Origin of the sequence: Nitrosomonas eutropha (assembly GCF_003201195.1) — a bacterium.
Classification (GTDB): Bacteria; Pseudomonadota; Gammaproteobacteria; order Burkholderiales; family Nitrosomonadaceae; genus Nitrosomonas; species Nitrosomonas eutropha.
The window spans coordinates 85,593-109,378 of the sequence record NZ_QICQ01000002.1 but is presented as its reverse complement, the minus strand read 5'-3'; the positions used below and the strand labels follow the sequence as shown (position 1 = coordinate 109,378).

The 23,786-nt window shown below is 49.8% G+C and carries 21 protein-coding genes and 2 pseudogenes; 15 read left to right on the top strand and 8 right to left on the bottom strand.

Translation table 11 applies throughout. The features are described from left to right. Positions 1 to 73: 73 nt before the first annotated feature. A complete protein-coding gene (locus tag C8R14_RS01565; protein ID WP_011633874.1) occupies positions 74 to 1,261 on the top strand; it encodes a DesA family fatty acid desaturase in 1,188 nt (395 codons plus the stop codon). Between the two features lie 81 nt (positions 1,262 to 1,342). Here C8R14_RS01565 and rpmG read toward each other — a convergent pair whose 3' ends face one another. The 3 genes from rpmG to radC form a co-directional block, all read right to left on the bottom strand. After that, positions 1,343 to 1,498: a 50S ribosomal protein L33 gene (gene rpmG / locus C8R14_RS01560; protein WP_011633875.1), complete on the bottom strand. Its 156-nt coding sequence runs from the start codon at positions 1,496 to 1,498 to the stop codon at positions 1,343 to 1,345. Between the two features lie 40 nt (positions 1,499 to 1,538). Continuing rightward, positions 1,539 to 1,775: a 50S ribosomal protein L28 gene (rpmB, locus tag C8R14_RS01555; protein WP_011633876.1), complete on the bottom strand. Its 237-nt coding sequence runs from the start codon at positions 1,773 to 1,775 to the stop codon at positions 1,539 to 1,541. Positions 1,776 to 1,843: 68 nt separating this feature from the next. Then, a complete protein-coding gene (gene radC / locus C8R14_RS01550) occupies positions 1,844 to 2,518 on the bottom strand; it encodes a RadC family protein (RefSeq protein ID WP_011633877.1) in 675 nt (224 codons plus the stop codon). A 133-nt stretch (positions 2,519 to 2,651) separates the two neighbouring features. On the opposite strand from radC, the gene coaBC reads away from it, so the two are divergent. The 3 genes from coaBC (at position 2,652) to C8R14_RS01535 (ending at position 4,735) form a co-directional block, all read left to right on the top strand. After that, positions 2,652 to 3,857 (top strand): bifunctional phosphopantothenoylcysteine decarboxylase/phosphopantothenate--cysteine ligase CoaBC, encoded by a 1,206-nt coding sequence (coaBC, locus tag C8R14_RS01545; RefSeq protein ID WP_011633878.1) that lies wholly within the window; start codon positions 2,652 to 2,654, stop codon positions 3,855 to 3,857. Positions 3,858 to 3,866: 9 nt separating this feature from the next. Then, entirely contained in the window at positions 3,867 to 4,316 is a 450-nt protein-coding gene (dut, locus tag C8R14_RS01540) for a dUTP diphosphatase (protein ID WP_011633879.1), read from the top strand. Between the two features lie 74 nt (positions 4,317 to 4,390). Further along, positions 4,391 to 4,735 carry a DUF192 domain-containing protein gene (locus C8R14_RS01535; protein WP_242500200.1) on the top strand — a complete coding sequence of 115 codons (345 nt, stop codon included), beginning with the start codon at positions 4,391 to 4,393 and terminating at the stop codon, positions 4,733 to 4,735. Positions 4,736 to 5,107: 372 nt separating this feature from the next. Here the strand turns inward: C8R14_RS01535 and C8R14_RS01530 are convergent, their stop codons facing one another. The 3 genes from C8R14_RS01530 to adk form a co-directional block, all read right to left on the bottom strand. Further along, on the bottom strand, positions 5,108 to 7,165 hold the full coding sequence (locus tag C8R14_RS01530) for a sodium-translocating pyrophosphatase (RefSeq protein WP_011633881.1): 2,058 nt from the start codon (positions 7,163 to 7,165) through the stop codon (positions 5,108 to 5,110). Between the two features lie 153 nt (positions 7,166 to 7,318). Next, the gene (locus C8R14_RS01525) at positions 7,319 to 8,578 is read right to left on the bottom strand and encodes a 6-phosphofructokinase (protein ID WP_110332543.1); all 1,260 of its coding nucleotides are present in this window, start codon (positions 8,576 to 8,578) and stop codon (positions 7,319 to 7,321) included. Positions 8,579 to 8,748: 170 nt separating this feature from the next. After that, positions 8,749 to 9,423, bottom strand: a complete 675-nt coding sequence (gene adk, locus C8R14_RS01520) for an adenylate kinase (RefSeq protein WP_041353442.1) — start codon at positions 9,421 to 9,423, stop codon at positions 8,749 to 8,751. A 253-nt stretch (positions 9,424 to 9,676) separates the two neighbouring features. Here adk and recA point away from each other — a divergent pair, with 253 nt between their 5' ends. From recA to C8R14_RS13435, 6 genes are all read left to right on the top strand, one after another. Next, a complete protein-coding gene (recA, locus tag C8R14_RS01515; RefSeq protein ID WP_011633883.1) occupies positions 9,677 to 10,708 on the top strand; it encodes a recombinase RecA in 1,032 nt (343 codons plus the stop codon). A 2-nt stretch (positions 10,709 to 10,710) separates the two neighbouring features. Next, positions 10,711 to 11,151, top strand: coding sequence for a recombination regulator RecX (gene recX / locus C8R14_RS01510; RefSeq protein ID WP_011633884.1), 441 nt, complete (start codon positions 10,711 to 10,713; stop codon positions 11,149 to 11,151). A gap of 17 nt (positions 11,152 to 11,168) precedes the next feature. Further along, positions 11,169 to 13,760, top strand: a complete 2,592-nt coding sequence (gene alaS, locus C8R14_RS01505) for an alanine--tRNA ligase (protein WP_011633885.1) — start codon at positions 11,169 to 11,171, stop codon at positions 13,758 to 13,760. Between the two features lie 38 nt (positions 13,761 to 13,798). Further along, positions 13,799 to 14,752 (top strand): thioredoxin-disulfide reductase, encoded by a 954-nt coding sequence (gene trxB / locus C8R14_RS01500; RefSeq protein ID WP_011633886.1) that lies wholly within the window; start codon positions 13,799 to 13,801, stop codon positions 14,750 to 14,752. A gap of 5 nt (positions 14,753 to 14,757) precedes the next feature. Then, positions 14,758 to 15,354 (top strand): Smr/MutS family protein, encoded by a 597-nt coding sequence (locus C8R14_RS01495; protein ID WP_110332542.1) that lies wholly within the window; start codon positions 14,758 to 14,760, stop codon positions 15,352 to 15,354. A gap of 204 nt (positions 15,355 to 15,558) precedes the next feature. Continuing rightward, positions 15,559 to 15,705, top strand: a complete 147-nt coding sequence (locus C8R14_RS13435) for a hypothetical protein (protein WP_011633888.1) — start codon at positions 15,559 to 15,561, stop codon at positions 15,703 to 15,705. A 157-nt stretch (positions 15,706 to 15,862) separates the two neighbouring features. On the opposite strand, the gene C8R14_RS13965 is transcribed toward C8R14_RS13435, so the two are convergent. Then, positions 15,863 to 16,246, bottom strand: a complete 384-nt coding sequence (locus tag C8R14_RS13965) for a protein phosphatase CheZ (RefSeq protein WP_242500240.1) — start codon at positions 16,244 to 16,246, stop codon at positions 15,863 to 15,865. 161 nt (positions 16,247 to 16,407) lie between these two features. Continuing rightward, positions 16,408 to 16,671, bottom strand: a pseudogene (locus C8R14_RS01485) (response regulator); the annotation flags it as partial. A gap of 62 nt (positions 16,672 to 16,733) precedes the next feature. Between C8R14_RS01485 and C8R14_RS01480 the strand changes: the two are divergent. The 5 genes and pseudogenes from C8R14_RS01480 (at position 16,734) to C8R14_RS01460 (ending at position 23,643) form a co-directional block, all read left to right on the top strand. After that, positions 16,734 to 17,495 (top strand): annotated as a pseudogene (locus C8R14_RS01480) (IS5 family transposase). A 213-nt stretch (positions 17,496 to 17,708) separates the two neighbouring features. Next, a complete protein-coding gene (locus tag C8R14_RS01475) occupies positions 17,709 to 19,403 on the top strand; it encodes an NADH-quinone oxidoreductase subunit 5 family protein (protein WP_011633891.1) in 1,695 nt (564 codons plus the stop codon). 3 nt (positions 19,404 to 19,406) lie between these two features. Beyond that, positions 19,407 to 20,207, top strand: a complete 801-nt coding sequence (locus C8R14_RS01470) for a hypothetical protein (RefSeq protein ID WP_011633892.1) — start codon at positions 19,407 to 19,409, stop codon at positions 20,205 to 20,207. Next, on the top strand, positions 20,192 to 23,320 hold the full coding sequence (locus tag C8R14_RS01465; protein WP_110332541.1) for a DUF2309 domain-containing protein: 3,129 nt from the start codon (positions 20,192 to 20,194) through the stop codon (positions 23,318 to 23,320). The genes C8R14_RS01470 and C8R14_RS01465 overlap by 16 nt, the downstream gene beginning before the upstream one ends. Continuing rightward, positions 23,317 to 23,643, top strand: a complete 327-nt coding sequence (locus C8R14_RS01460) for a P-II family nitrogen regulator (RefSeq protein WP_011633894.1) — start codon at positions 23,317 to 23,319, stop codon at positions 23,641 to 23,643. Before C8R14_RS01465 ends, C8R14_RS01460 begins: the two co-directional genes overlap by 4 nt. Positions 23,644 to 23,786: the final 143 nt, after the last annotated feature.

The following is a 23,786-nucleotide window of genomic DNA, read 5'->3' as shown; positions in this document are numbered from 1 at the left end:
CTAATAAGTAGCATCTATTTAGATTGAGCTGTTATAGAATAATTTATGATTACAAAGGAGAACATTTACAGATATGGATATCGCATCGGTATTGTTAACTGGACTTATTGATCTGCCGTGGTGGGGATATATTATTGTGACACTGGTGTTTACCCACATAACGATTGCCAGTATTACTATCTTTTTGCATCGTCATCAGGCACATCGGGCATTGGATTTGCACCCCATACCTAGCCATTTTTTCCGTTTCTGGCTGTGGTTATCGTCTGGGATGGTAACTAAGGAGTGGGCGGCAATCCATCGGAAGCATCATGCAAAATGTGAAACTGTGGATGATCCTCACAGTCCGCAAATTTTTGGGATTAGAAAGGTATTGAGTGAAGGAGCAGAGCTCTACAAGATCGAGGCCAAAAATCAGGAAACACTTGATCGCTACGGGCATGGTACCCCGGATGATTGGATGGAGCGTAATGTGTATTCCAAACATAGTGTGGCAGGTATCGCATTAATGCTAATCATCAATGTGGTATTGTTCGGTCCGATCGGTTTATCGATCTGGGCTGTACAAATGATGTGGACACCGGTATTTGCAGCGGGTGTCATCAACGGCATTGGCCACTACTGGGGTTATCGCAATTTCCGTCCTGGGGATGCGAGTCGCAATATTAGCCCATGGGGGATATTGATTGGTGGGGAAGAGTTGCATAATAATCACCATGCCTACCCAACCTCTGCCAGATTGTCCAACAAGTGGTATGAGTTTGATATCGGTTGGATGTATATCCGCATACTGGAAATGATGGGATTGGCGAAGGTGAAAAAAACAGCTCCCAAGCTGCAACTTAATAAAGCCAAAACCCAGTGTGATCTGGAGACATTGCAGGCGGTTATTTCCCATCGATATGAGGTGTTAGCGAAATATACCAAATCATTGAAAATTGCATTCAAGAATGAGCTGTCATCTTTACAGCAAGCAGCGGTTGAGCTTGGTGTAGATGGCTCAACTCTGAAAAACTGGATACTGGCTGATGCGAAAACCTTGAAGGAAGAGGAACGTACCAAGCTGGATCAGGTGTTGAGCCATACTCAGAAGCTGGATACGCTTTATCGTATGAGAGAAGAGCTGTCTGCGATATGGGAACGGTCAGCGGCAACCAAGGATGAGTTGCTCAAGCAACTTGAAGACTGGTGTCGGCGCGCAGAAGAAAGTGGTATTGAGCTGCTGGAGAATTTTTCACGCAGACTAAGATGCTATGCATAATACTTTCTTTCTGCTTCGGAAGGATGTAAGTTAAGCAATAAAAAACCCGCTAAAAGCGGGTTTTTTATTGCTGGTAATAATTTATTTTAGTTTTGTTTCTTTGTACATAACATGTTTTCTTGCTACCGGATCAAACTTTTTGAGCTCCAACTTTTCCGGGTTGGCACGCTTGTTTTTGGTCGTGGTATAAAAGTGACCAGTACCTGCTGAGGATTCCAGTTTTATTTTTTCACGCATAAATACACCTTCCTTGGTTCGTCGTCTTGCCGAGTGTCAATCAGATACGTTCTCCGCGCGCACGCATGTCGGCAATTACTACATCGATGCCGTTTTTATCTATGGTACGTAACGCGGCATTGGTAAGACGTAAACGTATCCAGCGATTTTCACTTTCTAACCAAAAGCGGCGTGACTGAAGGTTGGGCAGAAAGCGGCGTTTGGTTTTGTTGTTTGCATGAGAGACATGATGGCCGCTCATGGGACGCTTTCCCGTGACTTGACATACACGCGCCATGTTACTAACTCCTGTCATTAAAATACTGAAGCCTTGCATTATAGCTTGTAGAGATATGTTTTTTCAATTTAAATCAAGCCCCGTTCTGCAAATGATACGGTTTCATTATTGCCAATTACAAAGTGATCAAGCACTTTCACATCCACCAGCGCAAGCGCCTGTTTGAGAGATTGAGTCAACATTTCATCTGCCCTGCTGGGTTCGGCAACTCCGGAAGGGTGATTGTGCGCAAAAATCATGGCGGCTGCGTTATGATACAGGGCGCGCTTGACTACTTCACGTGGATAAACACTGGCTTGGGTGAGTGTACCGCGAAATAGTTCTTCGATCATTATGGTTCGGTGTCTGGCATCCAGAAAAATACCGACAAAAACTTCATGTGGCTTTCCTCCCAGGCTAAGACGGAGATAACTGCGCACAGACTGTGGTGAATCCATAATGTCACCGCTTTTGAGCTCTTCTGCCAGTGCACGTCTTGCCATTTCCATAACTGCCTGCAATTGTGCAAATTTTGCCGGCCCCATTCCAGGCAATTTACTGAATTCGTGTAAATTCGCTGCACATAGTTTTGTCAGGCTGCCAAAATGAGTCAACAGATTGCGTGCCAGCTCAACTGCACTTTTTCCGGTAATCCCGGTACGCAGAAAAATAGCCAGTAATTCCGCATCGGAAAGTACGGTTGCACCTTTCTGGATTAACTTTTCCCGTGGACGTTCGGCTTCCGGCCAGTCTGAGATTGCCATATTTAAATGAATCCTGTAAAAATGAGTGTGTTTAATTTAGTGATACGAATGAACGGTCATTCTGGGTAAAAATGAATAGCTATTTGTTTTTATTCAAAAATATATCTAACCAACTGAATATAGATTTATTGTCATGATTTCAACTTGCTCGCTTGCAGGAAAGCGCCTGTTATTGGGAGTAACAGGCGGTATTGCTGCCTATAAGGTAGCAGAACTGACCCGGTTGCTGATGCAGGAAGGAGTGGAGGTACAGGTTGTAATGACTGAATCTGCTTGCCGGTTTGTCGGCATAGCCACGTTTCAGGGGTTAACAGGCAAAAAAGTATTTACTGAGCTTTGGGATACTGATGTACCAAACAGCATGGCACATATCAATCTTTCCCGGGAAGCAGATGCGATTTTGATTGCACCAGCGAGTGCGGATTTCATTGCCAAAATCACGCATGGCTTGGCTGATGATTTGCTTTCTACGCTTTGTTTAGCACGAAACTGTCCTTTGCTGATCGCCCCCGCCATGAACTTACAAATGTGGGAAAACGCTGCAACTCGACGTAATCTGGCTACCTTGCAACAGGATGGGATCACAGTACTCGGCCCGGGTAGTGGTTATCAGGCTTGTGGAGAAACCGGGACAGGGCGCATGCTGGAGCCGAAGAATTTGCTGGATGCGGTACAAAGTTTCTTCCAGCCCAAATATCTTGATGGCAGGCGGGTACTGATTACAGCCGGGCCTACTTTTGAAGCGATTGATACGGTCAGGGGGTTAACCAACCGGAGTTCCGGGAAAATGGGATTGGCAATTGCGCAAGCTGCGCTTGCAGCTGGAGCACAAGTGACGCTTGTATGCGGCCCAATCTGCCTGCCATTTCCGGCCGTCCACAAACTTATTCGTATTGTTAGTACTGAAGAAATGTTTGCTGCTGTCAAAGATGAAGTGAGCAGCAGTGATATCTTTATCAGTGTGGCAGCAGTTGCGGATTACCGTCCGGCTGAACAGCATTCTTTCAAGCTGAAAAAGACAGCGGCGGATATTACACTGACACTGATTCCCAATCCGGATATTTTGCAATATGTGGCCAGCCTGTCCAATCCTCCGTTTTGTGTCGGATTCGCGGCAGAAACGGATGCCGTCCAACAATATGCGGAAGAAAAAAGAAAAAGGAAAAAATTACCACTGATTGTTGCTAACAATGCTGTAGAAGCCATTGGCACAAATGAGAGTGCACTGATTCTACTGGATGATGACGGATCACATTATTTGCCAAGAGCTGACAAGAATGCACAAGCAAGGCTGGTGATGGCGCACATTGCCGGCCTCTACGATAAACACAAAGGATGAATTATCGCAATGAAACAAGTTGATATCAAACTGTTCGATCCACGTCTGAAAGATTGCTTTCCCGGTTATGCCACACCCGGATCGGCTGGCCTGGATTTGCGCGCCTGCATTGATGAACGCACTGAGATTCACCCGGGTGAGACACTCCTGATTCCCTCCGGGATAGCTATTCATCTAGCTAACCCTGGTTTCGCTGCCGTGGTTCTGCCACGTTCCGGCTTGGGGCATAAACATGGAATCGTGCTGGGCAATCTGGTGGGGCTGATTGATTCGGATTATCAGGGACAAATCCTGGTTTCCTGCTGGAATCGGGGACAGACTACATTTGCACTGGAGCCATTGGAGCGGATTGCGCAACTGGTCATCGTTCCGGTGATACAAGCCAGCTTTAATGTGGTGAATGATTTTCAGCACAGTCAGCGCGGAGAGCGGGGATTCGGTAGTACCGGCAAATGCTGAGAGCCTGTTTCACTGTACTGTTGATAATCAGTGTATTGAATACAGCCGGTGCCGAAAATCAACAATTGCCAATCATGAAGCTCAGTATTCTGGATCACGTAATTACTGTCGAGCTGGCGGATACTGCCTCGGCTCGCATGATTGGGCTGATGCATCGACGTAATCTGCCAAAAAATAGTGGTATGCTTTTTGTTTTTCCAGCTCCCGGTATTCATTGCATGTGGATGAAAGATACCGTTATCCCTTTGAGTGTCGCTTTCTTAGATAAAACGGGAAAGATCATCAATCTCGCTGAAATGGCATCTGAAACACTCGCTCCACACTGCTCGACCAGTGCAGCACGATATGCACTTGAAATGAATTCTGGTTGGTTTGCAGCACGAAAGATCAAAGTGGGTGATCGGATGATCGGACTATAGAAACCATAAATTCCGGCAGCATGTGGTGGTAGGAAATGTGCGAGCTATTGCAAGTGTGGATGCCTCTGCTTGACAGCAGATCAGTTTCTGCCTTTCGTATGTGAAAATTTCTATCTTTGTTTGTAGTATCCAGAAGGGTGCTGTAAGACAGAATTAGTTTAAAAATTATCTAACCTCGTGCGAGTGAAGATGAGTAGAGAGGCCAATAGTTAAAACGTGGAATAGAGCTGGTATTGTAGATTATTAATCTGGGATTCTGAATACGTTTACTGATAAATAGAGCGTTTTATCTTTGAATGGATCTTTTTGCAGGATGTACGAAAAAGCCCACCAGATTTGGTGGGCTTTTTGGCAGTGGAGCCTAACTTCTAATTATAGCAGCGGAATAATCAGTAGTGCTACGATATTGATAATTTTGATGAGTGGGTTAATAGCCGGGCCCGCAGTATCCTTGTAAGGATCACCAACCGTATCACCCGTTACAGCAGCTTTGTGGGCATCACTGCCTTTGCCACCATAATTTCCGTCTTCGATATATTTCTTTGCATTATCCCATGCTCCGCCACCAGCAGTCATGGAGATAGCAAGGAACAAGCCCGTAATGATTGAGCCCATCAATACACCTCCCAAAGCCTGCGGGCCGAGGAAAACTCCGACCAGCACTGGTATCAGTACAGGCAGCAAGGATGGAATGATCATTTCCCGAATCGCTGCCTTGGTCAGCATATCGACCGCACGGGAGTAATCAGGTTTACTCGTACCATCCATGATTCCCGGGATTTCTTTGAATTGGCGACGTACTTCAATCACAACGGAGCTTGCTGCACGACCAACCGCTTCCATCGACATTGCACCAAACAAGAAAGGGACCATGCCGCCAATAAATAACCCAATAATCACCAGGTGATTAGATAAATCAAAGGTAAGCAGTTTGTCAGCATGTTCTAGTCCGTGAGTATAATCGGCGAACAGCACCAGTGCAGCCAGGCCGGCCGAGCCAATCGCGTAGCCTTTGGTAACAGCCTTGGTGGTGTTGCCTACCGCATCCAGCGGGTCGGTAATGGCACGGACGGATTCGGGCATACCCGACATTTCAGCAATACCGCCAGCGTTGTCAGTAATCGGACCATAGGCATCCAGTGCTACGATGATCCCGGTCATGGATAACATGGCGGTTGCAGCGATCGCAATTCCATAAAGACCGGCGAGTGAATAGGCAATGATGATACTTGCACAGATTGCTAGCACAGGAGCTGCAGTAGCACGCATGCCCACGCCGAGCCCGGCGATGATATTGGTAGCGTGCCCGGTGGTGGAAGCATTGGCGATATGCTGTACTGGTGGATATTCGGTAGAAGTGTAGTATTCGGTGATGATAACTAATAGACCGGTTAGAGCCAGGCCAACGGCTGTACTGGCAAACAGACGCATGATCAACTCGCCGCCTCCGACTTCGACACCGCCCAGTGACAAGGTTGCTCCCCCCATAAACCATACGGTTATCGGCAAATAAGCGAAGAAAGCAATTCCACCGGCAACTGCCAGTCCGCGATACAGGGCGTTCATGATCTTGCCGCCTTCACGCATCTTGACAAAATAGCAACCGATAATTGAAGCAACGATGGATACTGCACCCAGTGCGAGTGGGTAGACTACTGCATTGCCAGTTTCGGTCTGGAACAATAAAGCACCCAGCAACATTGTTGCAATGATTGTGACTGCATAGGTTTCAAAAAGATCAGCTGCCATCCCGGCACAGTCACCTACATTGTCGCCTACGTTGTCTGCAATCACTGCCGGGTTGCGCGGATCATCTTCAGGGATTCCGGCTTCGACTTTACCGACCAGATCAGCGCCAACATCCGCGCCTTTCGTGAAAATACCACCACCCAGCCGTGCGAAAATTGAAATGAGTGAGCCACCAAAAGCAAAACCAATCAGTGGGTGGATGAGGTTGCTGATATTGCTACTTACATCTGCGCCATTGACCAGCAACGCTGTATAACCGGCTACACCAAGCAAGCCGAGCCCCACAACCAGCATCCCGGTTACAGCACCGCCACGGAAGGCGATGGCCAACGCTTCGCTCAATCCGCTGCGTGCGGCTTCAGCTGTCCGAACGTTGGACTGAACCGAGACATTCATGCCCATGAAACCGGCCAGGCCGGAAAGTATAGCTCCCAGCGCAAAACCAAAGGCTGTATCCCAGGAAAGTGTCAAGCCGATAATTAGGAATAAAACCATACCTACCATACCAATGGTTAGATATTGTCGCTTGAGGTAAGCCGACGCACCTTCCTGTATGGCGGCTGCAATTTCCTGCATGTGCGCATTGCCCGCGGGTTGTGCGTAGATACGCCGAATCCACAGGCCACTAAAAATCAGGGCAAGTATCGCGCTGCAGATTGCAATCGTTAAACCGTTTGCCATAAAGAACTCCAGTTAAAATCAGACCATCCTAAATATGTACGGAGCCAGGCCTGATAGCCCCGCATCAATCTACAATCAAAATCGTGAACAGCTTGAGCATATATAGCTTAAACACATATTTTATATGCTCTTACTGCTAAAAAACAAAACAGATTAAATTTTGAACTCAGCCAGCTTTTTAGCAACTGCCGTATTTTTAAGCCGAATATAGTCGGGCAGTCCATTCTTGTAGGGTGGATAGTCTTCCCCCTCGATTAAAGGGCTGAGATATTCGCGGCATTTGTCGGTAATGCCAAAGCCATCTTCACTGATAAAGTCTGCTGGCATCATTTTTTCTACATTGGCAACTTTGGAAAGTTCAACCATACCGATTTTCCAGGTATAGGGCGAATTGGAGATGCGTTCGATAGTCGGCATCACCGAATTGTATCCGGCAATTGCATATTCCACGGCAGCTTTGCCTGTGGCGTAGGCTTGCTCCACGTCTGTTCGGGAAGCAATATGCCGGGCAGCACGCTGCAGATAATCCGAGACTCCCCAATGATATTTTAATCCCAGGCCATTTCTGACCATATTTGCGATTACTGGCGCCACACCACCCAGCTGCGCATGTCCAAACGCATCGCGCAATCCCTGATCGGACAGAAATTTGCCGTCAGCTCCTTTCACTCCCTCTGATACCACCACCGTACAATAACCGTATTCCTTGACGTAACGATCCGTTTTGGCCAAGAATTTCTCTTCATCGAATGTAACTTCTGGAAACAGGATGATAATTGGGACATGACGATCCTTGCTGGACGCCAACCCGCCTGCGGCTGCAATCCATCCAGCATGACGCCCCATCACTTCCAGAATGAACACTTTGGTTGAAGTCTTGGCCATACTGGCGACATCAAAACTGGCTTCCAGCATGGAAACAGCTACATATTTGGCAACTGAACCAAACCCTGGGCAACAATCCGTGACGGGCAGATCATTGTCAACTGTCTTGGGTATGTGAATTGCCTGGATTGGATAGCCGAGTGTATCGGCCAGCTGTGAGACTTTTAGGCAGGTATCGGCCGAATCGCCGCCACCGTTATAGAAAAAGTAGCCGATATTATGGGCCTTGAATATTTTTATCAGACGTTCGTATTCCCGTCGGTTATCTTCAAGGCTTTTCAGTTTGTAGCGACAGGAGCCAAAAGCGCCGGATGGTGTGTGGCGCAATGCCCGGATTGCTTCGAGGGGCTCTGAGCCGGTATCAATTAAGTCTTCAGTGAGTGCCCCGATAATGCCATTGCGACCGGCATAAACGTTTCCAATTTTATCCGGGTGTGCACGTGCTGTTTCCAGTAAACCTGCCGCTGAAGCATTGATTACAGCCGTTACACCGCCAGATTGGGCATAGAATGCATTTTTTATAGTCATACTCCACTCCTGGTTGATCAAAACCTGTTTCTCGTCCGCGTATCGTGTAAATAAATGTCACGCAGCAGAAGTCTTTGAAAAACCAGCTGCCTGATCAGGTAGTTACAATCTGCCCGACGTTTACGTTAGTCATTTTTCAGCAAATGATCTGGTCTGGAACAGGGAACGGTTCAAAGAAGCGCTTGTCCTGTTTGTTTGAGCGCTGCGAGAATATTTTCCTGTATGGTTTCCACGCTGCCGGTTCCGGCAATTTTGACGTAACCTGGTGCATCGGGATCGCTACTGTTTGACCATTCAAGGTAGTATCCAGCCAATGGCTGAGTCTGCTCATGGTAGACCTGCAGACGTTTGCGCACGGTTTCTTCCCGGTCATCATCACGCAGAACCAGCGCTTCGCCAGTCACATCATCCCGATCAGCAACTGCTGGCGGGTTAAATTCAATATGGTAAATCCGGCCCGAGGACGGGTGTACGCGGCGGCCTGATAAACGTTTTATGATCTCAGCATCAGGCACATCGATTTCGATGACATAGTCTATATGCACATTGGCCGTTCTAAGTGCATCGGCCTGAGGAATGGTGCGGGGGAAGCCATCAAACAAAAAGCCGTTAGTGCAATCAGGTTCTTCAATTCGGTGTCGGACCAGATCAATAATGATTTCATCCGAAACCAGGCCGCCAGATTCCATGATTTTTTTTGCCATTATGCCTAGCTCGGTTCCTGCTTTTACAGCATTGCGGAGTATATCGCCGGTGGAAATCTGTGGAATTGAAAAATGTTCGCGGATAAAACCTGCCTGCGTGCCTTTGCCCGCGCCTGGTGCGCCTAGTAAGATGATACGAATGATTGGCCTCCTTTATTTTTATCTGGATGTTAACCATCCTGAAGCTACGCGTGCCATAGATGTCCTGTGAGTAATCGGTGTTAGACAAATCGGCATTCTGCTCTGTAGATTTTGCTGTGAATTATATCTCAGGCCAGCCAGTGGCTTGAAGTTTTTGGGGGCATTTAGCGCGTCGGCATAGCAGTTGATGCTGGATGGCGTTTTTTACAGATTGAATATGCGATAATTTCAGCTGTCTTTTTCGGGGATAGCTATGGACGAAAACAAAAATAAGGCACTTACGGCTGCACTAGCGCAGATTGAAAAACAGTATGGCAAGGGCTCAATCATGCGGCTTGGTGATAGCGATGTGGCTAAAGATATCCAGGTGGTATCTACCGGTTCGCTGAGTTTGGATATTGCACTGGGTGTGGGCGGACTTCCGCGCGGGCGTATTATCGAGATTTACGGTCCGGAATCTTCAGGTAAAACTACCCTGACGCTGCAGGTGATAGCAGAAATGCAAAAGCTTGGTGGAACAGCCGCTTTTATTGATGCAGAACATGCACTGGATCCACAGTATGCTCAAAAAATCGGCGTTAACGTACAGGAATTGCTGATTTCCCAGCCAGATAACGGTGAACAGGCGCTAGAGATCACGGATATGCTGGTTCGATCCGGATCGGTTGATATTGTTGTAATCGATTCGGTTGCGGCACTGACGCCCCGCGCTGAAATAGAAGGAGAAATGGGCGAGCCGCAGATGGGGTTGCAGGCAAGGTTAATGTCGCAGGCCTTGCGTAAGCTGACCGCCAATATCAAGCGCACCAACACCACGGTAATTTTTATCAATCAGATACGCATGAAAATTGGTGTGATGTTTGGTAATCCGGAAACAACCACGGGTGGTAATGCGCTGAAATTTTATGCTTCCGTTCGCCTGGATATTCGTCGTACCGGATCAATTAAACGTGGTGAAGAAATAGTTGGTAATGAGACCCGTGTCAAGGTCGTTAAAAACAAGGTTGCCCCTCCCTTCAAACAGGCAGATTTCGCTATTTTGTACGGCGAAGGCATCTCGCGCGAGAGCGAGATTATAGAACTGGGTGTGTTGCATAAACTGATCGAGAAAGCCGGCGCTTGGTATTCCTATAATGGTGAGAAAATCGGGCAGGGCAGAGATAATGTGCGTGACTACCTGAAAGAGCACAAGGATCTTGCACATGAGATTGAACAGAAAATACGTGCGGCAGTTGACCTTGCTGAAACAAATAACCGGACTGTTCCACCTTCTCCCAGCGAATAAAGATGAATTTATATACGCGCGCGCTGGGATATCTTGCCCGACGGGAGTATTCGCGGCAGGAGCTGGAAAGAAAGCTATCGCGCCATGAGTGCACACTTGCAGAAATAAAAAATATTCTTGACAGACTTGAGCAGCAAAAACTACTGTCAGATGAAAGGGCAGCTGAGCAGATTCTCCATACGCGCAGTCGTAAATATGGAAGCAGGCGAATACGCTATGAGTTGCAAATGAAGGGAATTACCGATCATCTGATTGAAGCTGCCATGAAAGATTTTGAGCAAACAGAATTTTGCTGTGCACGAGCGCTTTGGTACAAAAAATTTGGCGGGGTTCCGTCTACTCCGGCGGAACGAGGGAAGCAAATTCGTTATTTGGCAGGAAAAGGCTTTCCTTCCGAAGTGATAAGCAGGGTTTTGTGTGATGCTCGGGAAATAGAGAATTGAGTCATGAGGTTTTCAGGATGAAAAGCAGTGAAATCAGGCAGAAATTTCTTGATTTTTTTGAGACACATGGGCATGTCGTCGTGCCATCCAGTCCGCTGGTGCCAGGGAATGACCCCACCTTGCTGTTTACCAATGCAGGTATGGTGCAATTCAAGGACGTGTTTCTTGGTCAGGATAAACGCCCTTACGTTCGTGCCGTCAGTGCCCAGCGTTGCGTGCGTGCAGGTGGCAAGCATAATGATCTGGAAAATGTAGGTTATACCGCGCGGCATCATACTTTTTTTGAAATGCTCGGTAATTTCAGCTTTGGAGATTATTTTAAGCGTAATGCTATTTTGTTTGCCTGGGAATTTCTGACCGGTCCGTTAAATATTCCCAAGGATAAGCTATGGGCAACTGTATATGCGGAGGATGATGAAGCAGCGGATATCTGGCTGAATGAGGTGAAGATTGCTCCTTCCCGGCTGGTGCGTATTGCAACATCAGATAATTTCTGGCAGATGGGGGAGACAGGGCCTTGTGGCCCCTGTTCCGAAATTTTTTATGATCATGGCCCGGAAGTGGCGGGTGGCCCACCCGGATCCGAGGATGCAGATGGTGATCGTTATGTCGAAATCTGGAATCTGGTATTCATGCAATATAACCGCGATACCAGTGGCGAGCTGCATCCTTTACCCAAACCATCGGTGGATACTGGCATGGGTCTGGAGCGTATTGCAGCTGTTATGCAACAGGTTCACAGCAATTATGAAATCGACCTGTTTCGCTGTTTGATTGAAGCGGCTGCCAGAGTGACCGGTGAACAGGATTTGTCAAACAACTCGCTCAAGGTTATTGCTGATCATATCCGTGCCTGTGCTTTCCTGATTACGGATGGTGTGATTCCAGGCAACGAAGGACGAGGTTATGTGTTGCGGCGTATCCTGCGTCGCGCCATTCGGCATGGATACCGGCTCGGACAGAAACAGTCCTTTTTTCATTTGCTGGTGGATGATCTGGTTGATGTCATGGGGCAGGCCTATCCGGAATTGATGGCTGCCAAGAAGCATGTGATCGCTGTTATCAGGCAGGAAGAAGAACGTTTTGCTGAAACACTGGAGAATGGCATGGGAGTGCTGGAAGCAGCATTGGCTCGGGAAAGTAATATGCTTCCGGGCGATGTTGTTTTCCGTCTGTACGATACCTTCGGTTTTCCGGTTGATCTGACTGCGGATATTGCTCGTGAACGGGGAGGTGGAATTGATCTGGCCGGATTTGAGATGTGTATGGCCCAACAACGGGATCGCGCACGTGCCAGCGGCAAATTCACTATGCAGGCGGGTCTTGAATATGTTGGATTACCAACCGAGTTTCACGGCTATGAAACGTTGCAGCATGAAGCGCATATTTTGGTGTTGTATAAGGAAGGCAGCCATGTGGATTTCATAGAGGCCGGTGATGAAGCTGTGGTTGTGCTGGATCAGACTCCTTTTTATGCAGAATCAGGTGGCCAAGCCGGCGACAGCGGAGAACTTCTGTCAGGTAGCGGCACTTTTACCGTAAAAGATACTCAGAAAATTCAGGCCAAGGTATTTGGCCATGCCGGAATGCTGAGTAGTGGTCGGCTGGTGACAGGTGATCGGGTGATCGCCAGGGTTAATCCGATTGCTCGAATCAATACTGCCTACAATCATTCCGCGACACATTTGCTGCATGCTGCATTACGCCAGATATTGGGTAATCATGTCACGCAAAAAGGATCACTGGTTGATGCTGATAGGTTGCGCTTCGATTTTTCCCATAACAGTGCTATGCAGGCAAACGAGATTCGCCAGGTTGAAAATCTCGTCAATGCGCAAATCCGTAAGAACCATGAGGTGGCGACACAGTTGATGGCCTATGATGAGGCCGTCAAGCAAGGTGCCATGGCATTATTCGGTGAAAAATACAGTGATACGGTACGTGTTGTATCAATGGGCGATTTTTCAACCGAGCTATGTGGTGGTACTCATGTGCAACACAGTGGCGATATCGGTTTCTTCCGGATTGTTGCTGAATCTGGCGTGGCAGCGGGTATTCGCCGGATTGAAGCATTGACGGGTGAGGCTGCATTGGCTTACACACAGCAACAGGAGCAACAGTTGCAACAGGTTTCCGATGTGCTCAAGGCAGCACCACACGAAGCTGCTCTGAAGTTATCCCAAGTGCTGGATCATGTCAGACAAGTAGAGAAGGAAATCACAGTTTTGCGATCGAAGCTTGCTGGCATGCAAAGTTCTTCCCTGATTGAGCAGGCGCAGGAAATCAAGGGAATACGAGTGTTGGCGGCAGCGCTGGAAAATGTGAACGTTAGAACATTGCGTGAAACACTGGATAATTTCAAGAGTCGGTTGAAATCGTGTGTTGTCGTGCTGGGTACCATCGAAGACGATAAAGTAATGCTTATTGCCGGTGTAACCAATGATCTGACAGCAAAGCTCAAAGCAGGTGACCTGATCAACTTTGTTGCGCAACAGGTGGGCGGGAAAGGCGGCGGGCGTGCGGATATGGCGCAGGCCGGCGGGACGCTGCCAGACAAGCTACCGCAAGCTCTGACAAGTGTGGCGGGCTGGGTGGAACGCAATCTTTAACCTGTAATTAAAAATTATTCAAATACCTCTTATTCAATATGACAACAACCAGACATTGCAAATTACTCATTCTCGGATCCGGCCCAGCCGGCTATACAGCAGCCATTTATGCTGCACGGGCGAATCTCAATCCGGTGCTGATTACCGGGATGGCGCAAGGTGGGCAACTCACGACGACGACGGATGTGGATAACTGGCCGGCGGATGTTGCCGGGGTGCAGGGTCCAGAGTTGATGGAGCGCTTTCTGAAGCATGCTGAGCGTTTTCAGACTGAAATCATATTTGATCATATCCATACCGCCAAATTGTCAGGAAAGTCGTTTGAACTGACAGGCGACCAAGGAACCTACACCTGTGATGCACTGATTATTGCGACAGGCGCTTCGGCGAAATATCTCGGGCTGCCTTCAGAGGAAGCTTTTATGGGGAAAGGGGTTTCAGCCTGTGCAACTTGTGATGGGTTTTTCTATAAAAATCAGGATGTGGCTGTCATTGGGGGAGGGAATACCGCAGTAGAGGAAGCGTTGTATCTCTCTAATATTGCTCGTAAGGTAACTGTGGTACATCGTCGTGACAAGTTCCGTTCAGAAAAAATTCTGATCGACAAATTGATGGAAAAGGTACAAAGCGGCAAGATTGAGCTAGCGCTTGATCACGTTCTGGAAGAGGTGAAGGGTGATGACAGTGGCGTTACCGGAGTTCGCATTCGTCATGTCCGGGACGATACGGCACGTGATCTTGATTTGCAGGGTGTGTTCATCGCTATCGGGCATCATCCCAATACTGATCTATTCCAGGGACAGCTGGAAATGAAAAATGGCTACATTATTACGCAAGGTGGGAACGAGGGTAATGCAACAGCGACCAGTATCCCGGGTGTATTCGCGGCTGGTGACGTGCAGGATCATATTTATCGCCAGGCGGTTACCAGTGCCGGCAGTGGCTGTATGGCTGCTCTGGATGCGGAAAGATATCTTGAAAAATCCAGCTGAGTGCCATGAATTTTCTGTCCGCATATTTACGTATAGAGAAGGATAACCCGTCATCCAGTCAGGAGACTATCCATGATGCTGCTGCCTTGTTCCGCGAGGCTATGCAGGGAGTTAAACCGCTTGCCAAGACTGGGAGGAAAGTGATGCTTTCTCAATCAAAACGCCGGCTGTTTATTCAACCTCATGTACCAATCCTGCCTTGTGTTGACCATGACTTGCCCGGCGGTCATCAGCAAGAGATAGGAGAGGGTGATGAATGGTCGTTTGCCCGTCCTGGTCTGCAGCGATATACCTTGCGCAAGCTACGGCGTGGATATTGGTCTATTCAGGATGAACTTGATCTGCATGGATTAAATCGGGATGAGGCGTATCGGGTATTGATGACATTTCTGGAGGCTGTTATTTTGCAGGGATATCGCTGTGTACGTGTTATTCATGGCAGAGGACTCAGTTCAAAGAACCGCAGACCGGTACTAAAAATTCTGACAGGCAACTGGCTGATGCGCCATGATGATGTGCTCGCTTTTTGCCAGGCGCTGCCTGAACATGGGGGAAGTGGCGCTGTACTGGTTCTTTTGAGAAATGCGGATAAGTCACCCTGAAAATTGCAGTTGATCGTTTATCTGTTTCTGGAAGCCTGGAAATAACTCTGCCGCTTCGTCGCCCTTTGCCCGACATGCATCCAACATACAGAAATTTTTTTACCTGTTTTTATAAAGTATTGAACCCTCCCCGAGCCTTGTATCGAACGATTCACAAATGGCTATCATCGTTTTTCTACATGCAGGAGTGATATTGAGAAACAGGTGAATTCCAAATGTGGTGCAGTCAAGGGCGCGTGCCACGGTATCAAACTGGGCAATCTGACTACTTTGCTGGATAACAAGGAAATTGCTTTGGAAGGTGGAATGTACGATGTGGATACAGGGATAGTTACGTTTTATGACAAGTAATCATCTTTAAGACGTAACTATCCCCCATTAGTTAGAAACTGCTTTTGTAATAATGATTTTAGAATCCCAATTTTGCCAGCAGATCATTAACCTGTGCCTGGTTGACGTAAACATCTTCTTGTTTTTTGGGTTAATTTCCGGGCCGTTTAATAGATTGTTACTCGGTTTGGTTGCTATTTCTTTGCTGGCCGGAGTATCTCCCAACAATTGTTGAGTTTCCCCTCTCAATTGTTTCAATTGTTTGCAAGATTCTCTGGACAAACTGGCCTGTCAGATCATGAAAGTTTTGTGCTGCCAGAATTTCTGTCAGATAGATTTGTGTGGCAGCCGTTTGATCCGGAACTTCATTCAGAAAATCAAGAGTCTGCTTGAGTGCACGATGTATAACAGGTTCGTTTGCTATGGTGGTTACGGTTTCTTCAGGTATCTGCTTCCATAATTTATGTAAACTTTCGGCGTTTGCAGACAGATTCTCAAGGATGGGCTTGGCATCCTCTACCGCGAACGGAGTAGATTTGGCAGATTGAGTTGTTTTGCTAATAATGTAATTTGTTGCAAACGCTGATCATGTCCAAGCTCGGCCAATCAACTGTATATCACTCTCGTAACCCATTTCAGATGATCTACAATTTTTTCATTAGTATCCAAGCTGCTGTTCATTTTTTGGCAATACCTATTGACTAATCAATAAAAACTCCAGGTTTACGCATGTACCGCCATATTCTGAAGAATTTTGTTCAGTTTCTCGTCGAGTGTGGCTGCAGTAAAAGGTTTGGCGATATACCTGCTTGCGCCGGCTTGAGCCGCGACAATAATGTTTTCTTTCTTGGCTTCGGCGGTGATCATCAGCACGGGGATGTCTTTCAATGCATCATCCGCACGGACATTTTGTAACATGGCTAATCCATCCATATTGGGTATGTTCCAGTCGGAAACAACAAAATCAAAACCACCATCGCGAAGTTTTTAGATAGTGTAGTCATGAGATTAAAAATTTGAGATTCTTTTAAAAAACAAAAGGATTTCATATGACACAATCACATCGCAGACATGATATTTCGGATAAGGTATGGGCATTGCTGGAGGGTCATTTACCGGGGTGCGAAGGAGTATAGGGAGAGGTGGCTGCAGATAATCGTCGATTTTCAATGCTGTTTTCTGGATATAAGAACAGGCGCTCCATGGAGGGATTTACCGCCGGACTACGGAGGCTGGAGCAACACCCATCGCCGCTTTATTCGCTGGCATGATAAGGGTATCTGGGAAAAGTTGCTGGAAATTCTGATTGATGACCCAGATTATGAATGGCTGATGATTGATGCCAGCCACTGCAAGGTTCACCCCCATGCCAGTGGAGCCAGAGGTGGTAATCAGGATATGAGTCGGACAAAAGGAGGCTCAACACCAAAATATATCTGGCTGTGGATGCGCATGGTATGCCGATCAGAATCCTTGTCACGCAAGATGCCACTGCTGATTGCACGCAAGCTGGCCACCTGATTGAAGGAATCGATGTCGATTATCTATTGGCTGATTACGGTTATGACAGTAATGTTCATTATTGAACAGGCGAAAAAACAGAAGATGAACGTTGTTATTCCACCAAAAAAATAGGAAAATGCAAAGATCATTATGATAATGAATTGTATAAACTGAGGTATCTCTTTGAAAATACTTTCCTTCATCTAAAAAGATGGCGTGGTATTGCTACACGATATGCTAAAAATACCTCTCCCTTTCTTACTGCCGTGCAAATCAGGTGTATCGCTCTTGGGGCAAATATCTTGTGACTACACTGCCCGGGTAAAGCATAATTTTTTCTTATGTTCTAAATAAGAATTTCAAATTTTCATTATCCTTTGACTGCCTTTAGGATGGCATTGCCGATGCGAATGGATGGATAGGGTTCGCCTCGGTTCAGAAACGGGCGTCCAGTGCAATCCGGAAGAGCGGGTCCACATCTTGACGCATTTCTCTTTCCCTTTATCGAGGACATATCTGTCGTGAACGATTGGGTCGCGTTTTGTCTAGTGGCTTTGCCGGCCCTGCCGGTTCTTTCTGCCGTCGCCGCACCGTTGATGTCTCGCTCCGCCAAGCATCTGGCTGCGCGGATCAGCACAGGTTTCATGGGATTGACTCTGCTGCTGGCGCTGGCCCTCTTGATTGCGGTACTGCAAATGCCGGCTGAACAGGTCCTGGTGTTGCGCGCCGGGCCGCTGACCTTAATCCTTGACCACTTAGCCGTAGTCATGGCGATACTGGTCTCGGGCATTAGTTTGATCGTGCATATGTACGCGGTGCAGTATATGGCTGACGAGCCCAGCTATGCGCGGTTCTTCGCGTTGCTGGACCTGATGACGGCGAACATTTTGCTGCTGGTGTGCGCATCCGACTTGCTCACGCTGGTCATGTCCTGGTTCCTGGTGGGGGTGCTACTGTACTTCCTGCTGGGACACGACACCACGCGCGCGGCCAGCGGACGCTATGCGTTCTGGACTTTCATCACCTATCGCGCCGGCGACCTGCCTTTGCTCGGGGCGGCTCTTGTGCTTGGACACGCTTACGGCACGATGCAGTTGTCCGAACTGTTCGCGCGCATCGCGGCCAATCCCGACGTGACAGTCGCCGGCTGGCCGGCGACAAGCACTGCAGCGATGCTGGTGGCGTTGGCTGCGTTTGCGCGTTCCGCGCAGTTTCCGCTGCATTCCTGGTTGCCGTACACAATGGAGGGGCCAACCCCGGTGTCGGCACTGATGCATGCCGGTATCGTCAACGCCGGCGGCTTTTTGCTCAACCGTTTTGCCCCCTTGTTCGTACACACGTCGGACGTGCTGCACGTGGTGTTCACGGTTGGATTGTTGACCGCGCTGATTGGATCGGCACTGATGCTCACGCAAAACGATATCAAGAAATCGCTGGGTTACTCAACGATGGGTCAGATGGGTTTCATGGTGATGGAGTGCGGGCTCGGAGCATTTTCGCTCGCAGTGTACCATCTTGTTGCCCACGGTCTGTTCAAGGCTACGCTGTTTCTCGGGTCGGGTGGTGTGATCAGCGATGCGCGCCGCAACGATGGCGTGCCTCCTGACGATATCTACACCTCGGTAGTCGAACGTAAGCCGCTGCGCTTGGTGCGCCTGCCTTGGTTGGTCGCATTGGCAGTGACAGTGCTAGTTCCGGCCTTCGTGCTCGGCTTTTCGCATCTGCTGGTGGCAGCTGATTTCGTGCATAAGCAAGGGGCGGTCATTCTGCTGTTTTTCGGCTGGATCACGGGTGCCCAGGTCTTTTTCTCGATTCACCGTTTGTCTACCGAGAATCCATGGCGGTTGATGGGAATGATCTTCCTGTCGTTTGTCATCGTCGTTGTGGGTTATACGATAATAGGGCATCTGTTCGAGCAGTTCCTCTATCCCGACGCAACTCTGGTAAATGCGATATATGCCGCAGCAGGAGTCGATCTGATTGTTTTCGATATCATCGTGGTGGTGCTGACCTTGATCTTGGTGGCAGCATGGCTCGTCATTTTGTACGCTGACTCCTCGAATATGGGTGGACGTTCGAGGGTCAGGAATATCGTTTACCTCAATCTTTACGCTTTGTTCTCGCGCGAGTTCTACGTGGTTGATGTGTTTGCGCGTCTGGGGCGCATGCTACAAGACGGCTCCAAGCGCGTGAACGTATGGCTGCGCTGGGTTTGATTCATGGAGACGACACCGATGATGATCTCACTGATGGCATTGTTGGCAGTTTTTTTTCTGCCGCTATTCCCGTTTAGCATGGTTTTCAACACCGTATTGCGTGCGGTGCGCTTGGTGTGGTTGCGCGCAGCCTTGCTGCTGATTTGGCCGCAAATCGGCGTGTGGCTGATTTCCGGAGCCAGCATGCATCTTTCACAGGCATGGACATCTGCCGTGCTTGCGTGGGCAACCGGCACATCTCTTTTCTACGCTTGGCGTATGCTGTCGACTCGCGATCTCGACATCTGGATCGGATTTTATGCGAGCTCGGCCTGGGCGCTGGCTTGGATCGGCGTCATTGGCGGGGCCGGCGCAATAGAGCTGAGCGCGGTAATGGCATGCCTATCTGTGACCGTGCTGGCGCTAGCTCTGGTCAGTCATTGCTTGTGCAACCGCTGGGGTGATGTCTACGTCGGCCTGCGGCCGGGCTTGGCGCGGGCGATGCCGCGTCTGGGTGCGGCAACCACGCTCTCAGTTCTCGCCGCCCTCGGCGCGCCGGTATTTCCTGTATTTTTCGCGATGATCTATTTGTTGAGCCTGAGTAATGCTGCGACCGTTGTCAGTGTTCTCATCGTTTGGCTGCTGTGGAGTTGGGCGGGAGCGCAGATATGGCAGGGATTTCTGTTTGGAGTGCCGCACGCTGAATATGTTTTCAAATCTGCAGTGCACGACATCCCGGTATTCTGGACTGTTCTGGCCGCGTTGCTGGCCGTGGCCGTGATTGTGGCCGCTTCTCTTTGGAGCATGACATGGTTGATGCATTGAACTTAGGCAAGATCTTGCGCGTGCATGCCACGGTCTATGTGGCTGCCGAGCCTGTACCGTTGTTCTGGCCGATGCGCACATTTATTTACAATAATCCCCTGCATGGGCTGGAAGGCTTGCCGTTCACAGAGGCGGTTCAGGCTGCGCGCGGGCTTTTCCATGCCCGCGTGTACCTTCCACGCACTACCTATCAGCATTATCTGCGCGAAGGCAAGGGCGATGTGCGCATGCTCGACGCGATTACCGCGCAGTTCGCGCAGACCGCACCCAGTATCGATGGCATCGACTGGCAGCGCTGGCTGAGCGCGGTGCGCAAAGCGCCGACCGACGCCTCGCCCTATGTGCCGCATGCCTCAGCCGAAGACGTCGCTGCAGTGCTGGCTGGCCAGGCTATCCCAAATGGCAGCGCCATCGCAGCCGGTCTGGATGCTGCGATGCTTGCCGATCTGCCTCCTTGGCGGCCGCTGACCGAGTGTATCGATTCGCTGTGGGGAACCAATCTTGCTGCTGAGCTTGACGAGCTGGTGGTCAAAAGCTGTTTGGATTTTTTCGACGAAGATCAGTCATCGTGGCGCATGCCCGGTCGGAAGCAGGGTTTTTACGCTGCCTGGGCTGATGTTGCTCGGCGCAACGGCCGCATGTTTTTGCGCGGGTTGGCGATCAAGCGTATCCTCGATCAGGCGCCACGTGCAGATGCCGCGATTGTTCACGTCATGCAATCGTTAGGCATTGCCGAAGAGCATTGGCAAGCGTATTTTTCGCGCGAACTGTTACGGCTGCATGGTTGGGCCGGCTTTATCCGCTGGCGCTCGGGAGCCGAGCATTATCATTGGGGACGCAAGCACCCGGCCGATCTGGTCGATTTCCTTGCCGTGCGCTTGGTATTCGCGCTGGCGCTGATCGAGGAAAGCGCGCGGCATCGCAAAACACCCGCGAACCGACCTGCGTTCGACGCCTTTTTGCGCGAGCAGCGCGACTGTGCCCTATTGCGCTACGCGTTGCACGCAGGAGAGCTTTTACCTGGGTGGGCCCAACGTATCGATGATGCGCTGGAGCGATCCAGCGGGAATCGCATAGCTCGACTGGCCGAGGACTACGCGAAAGAATGGCGACGCGTACATGCGCAGCGGCAGGGCCAGATACTGCAAAAAATCGCGATGGAGGCTGGAACACCGGTGCAGACGCTGGCCGCGCTCGGAGCGCAGGGCGCCGCCGAAGTCCTTGAGGTGCTGCAGCGCTTTGCCGTGCAGGAAGGGTCGATGTGGCTGCGTGCACTTGAAGCGCGCGCCATCGACCATCTGCTGAGCCAGATCGTGACCCCGGACGAGCCGGCGGTGCCGAAGCGCGCTTTTGCACAGGCGCTGTTTTGCATTGATGTGCGTTCTGAGCGACTGCGGCGCAATCTGGAGAACGTCGGAGATTTCCTGACGTTCGGCATTGCTGGGTTCTTTGGCGTTCCCGTGGGCTTTTTGGGTTACGGCAAAGGAAGTGAAACCCATTTGTGTCCGGCGATAGTCACGCCAAAAAATCTCGTGCTCGAGATTTCCGCTGCAATCGACTTCGACGAAGAGGATTTTGTCTCGACCCTTGGCCATGTGCTGCACGATCTGAAGAGTTCGGTGATCTCTCCCTTTGTCACGGTTGAGGCCATTGGAGCGCTGTTCGGCTTCGATTTGATTGGCAAGACCATGGCGCCGTTGGCCTATCACCGTTGGCGCAGCCGGCTGGATGCACCGCATCCGTTCACCCATTTGTTGCTGGACAAGCTCAGCCGCGAACAAGCGGACTCCATTGTGCGTGCTCTGCAGAGAGCGATGATCGTCAATGCTTTGCGTATTGAGCTGGGCATCGAGCGGGAGCGCGTCAACGACGACATGATTCGCGAGCTGCGCGAAACGGCGCTGGGCCATTGCAGCGGCACCACGATACTGGTGCGCGAGTTTGGTCTTTCCTTGGAACGCGAAGCACGATTCATCGAGCAAGTGCGCGAGGTTTACCGTGTCAATTCGTCATATGCGAATTACCAGATGCTGCGTTTGGGGCGGATTGGTTTTTCGCTCGACGAGCAGGTCAACTATGTCTGGACCGCGCTGACTTCGATTGGCCTGACCCGCAATTTCTCGCGTTTCGTGTTGCTCATCGGACACGGCAGCCATTCGGAAAACAATCCCTACGAATCGGCGCTCGATTGCGGCGCCTGCGGCGGCAGCAACGGGCTGGTCAGCGCCAGGGTGCTGGCGCAAATGGCCAATAAAGCCGAAGTACGGGCGAAACTTCGGACCATTGGGGTAGATATTCCCGCCGACACCTGGTTCGTTCCCGGGCTGCACACGACTACCACCGATACCGTTGAGTTATGCAATCTGGAGCTTTTGCCGCCGCGGTTACTGGTGTATCTGGAGCGTTTGCGGAACGGTCTGTATGCAGCGTCGCGGCTTTCTGCAGCCGAACGCGTTCCGACGCTGCTGCCGCAAGCAAAAACCTTGAAACCGGCTCAGGCTCATCGCATAGTACGTGTCATGTCGCACGACTGGTCGCAGGTGCGACCTGAGTGGGGATTGTCGGGCAATCTGTATTTCGTCGTGGGACGACGCGGTTTAACGCAGAAGGCCAATTTGCATGGACGTTCCTTTCTGCAATCCTATGACTGGCAGCTCGATCCCAAGGGACGCCTGCTGGAAAATATTCTTGCCGGCCCGGTGGTAGTGGGGCAGTGGATCAATATGGAGCACTACTTCTCCACCGTCGACAACACTCATTTTGGCAGCGGCAGCAAGGTTTATCACAACGTTGCCGGGCGCTTTGGCGTGATGACCGGCAATCTGTCCGATCTGCGCACCGGGCTGCCGGCGCAGACTGTGATGCGCCATGGTCAGCCTTATCACGAGCCCCTGCGCCTGATCGTGATGATTGAAGCGCCGCTGGACTTCGCGCGCCGCGCCATCGAGGCCGTAGCCAAGGTCAAGAGTCTGGTGCAGGGGCAATGGGTCCGTACCATTATCCTCGATCCGACGCAGGATATGCAGGCCTATGTTTTCGACGATGGCGAGTGGCAAGTACATTTCGTATCCGCATCCCAATCGACATACACCGAGGAGGTCGTCACAGCATGAGCACGTTCAAACTCTCTCCCCTGAAAAAACTAGAAATCATCCTCGCAGGCGAGCATCGCGAATTCGCTACCAGCTTGCTTGATCGCGCTGATGTAAAAGGTTACACCATTGTTGGCAATCTTTCGGGCAAGGGTAGCCAAGGTTTTTACGGAGGACACTTGATGTTCAACGAGGACGATGCGCTGATCATGATCATCGTCGCGGTGTCACCGAATCTTGTCGATGCATTGCTCGAAGGCTTTCAGCCGTTTTTCGAGGCTCATTCCGGAGTGATTTTCGTAAGCGATATCCAGGTTGGCCGTCCGGTCAAGTTCATGGCCTGAATTAGAATGTGTTAAGCACTTTGTCCAAGAGTTAGTTACTCTATTGAGATGATCAAACGTAAGCCCTATCCGACAGATGTATCAGATGAAGAATGGAACTTTGCCGTATAATCGGAAAGTGTGCGACGTTGAGCGCGATTTGC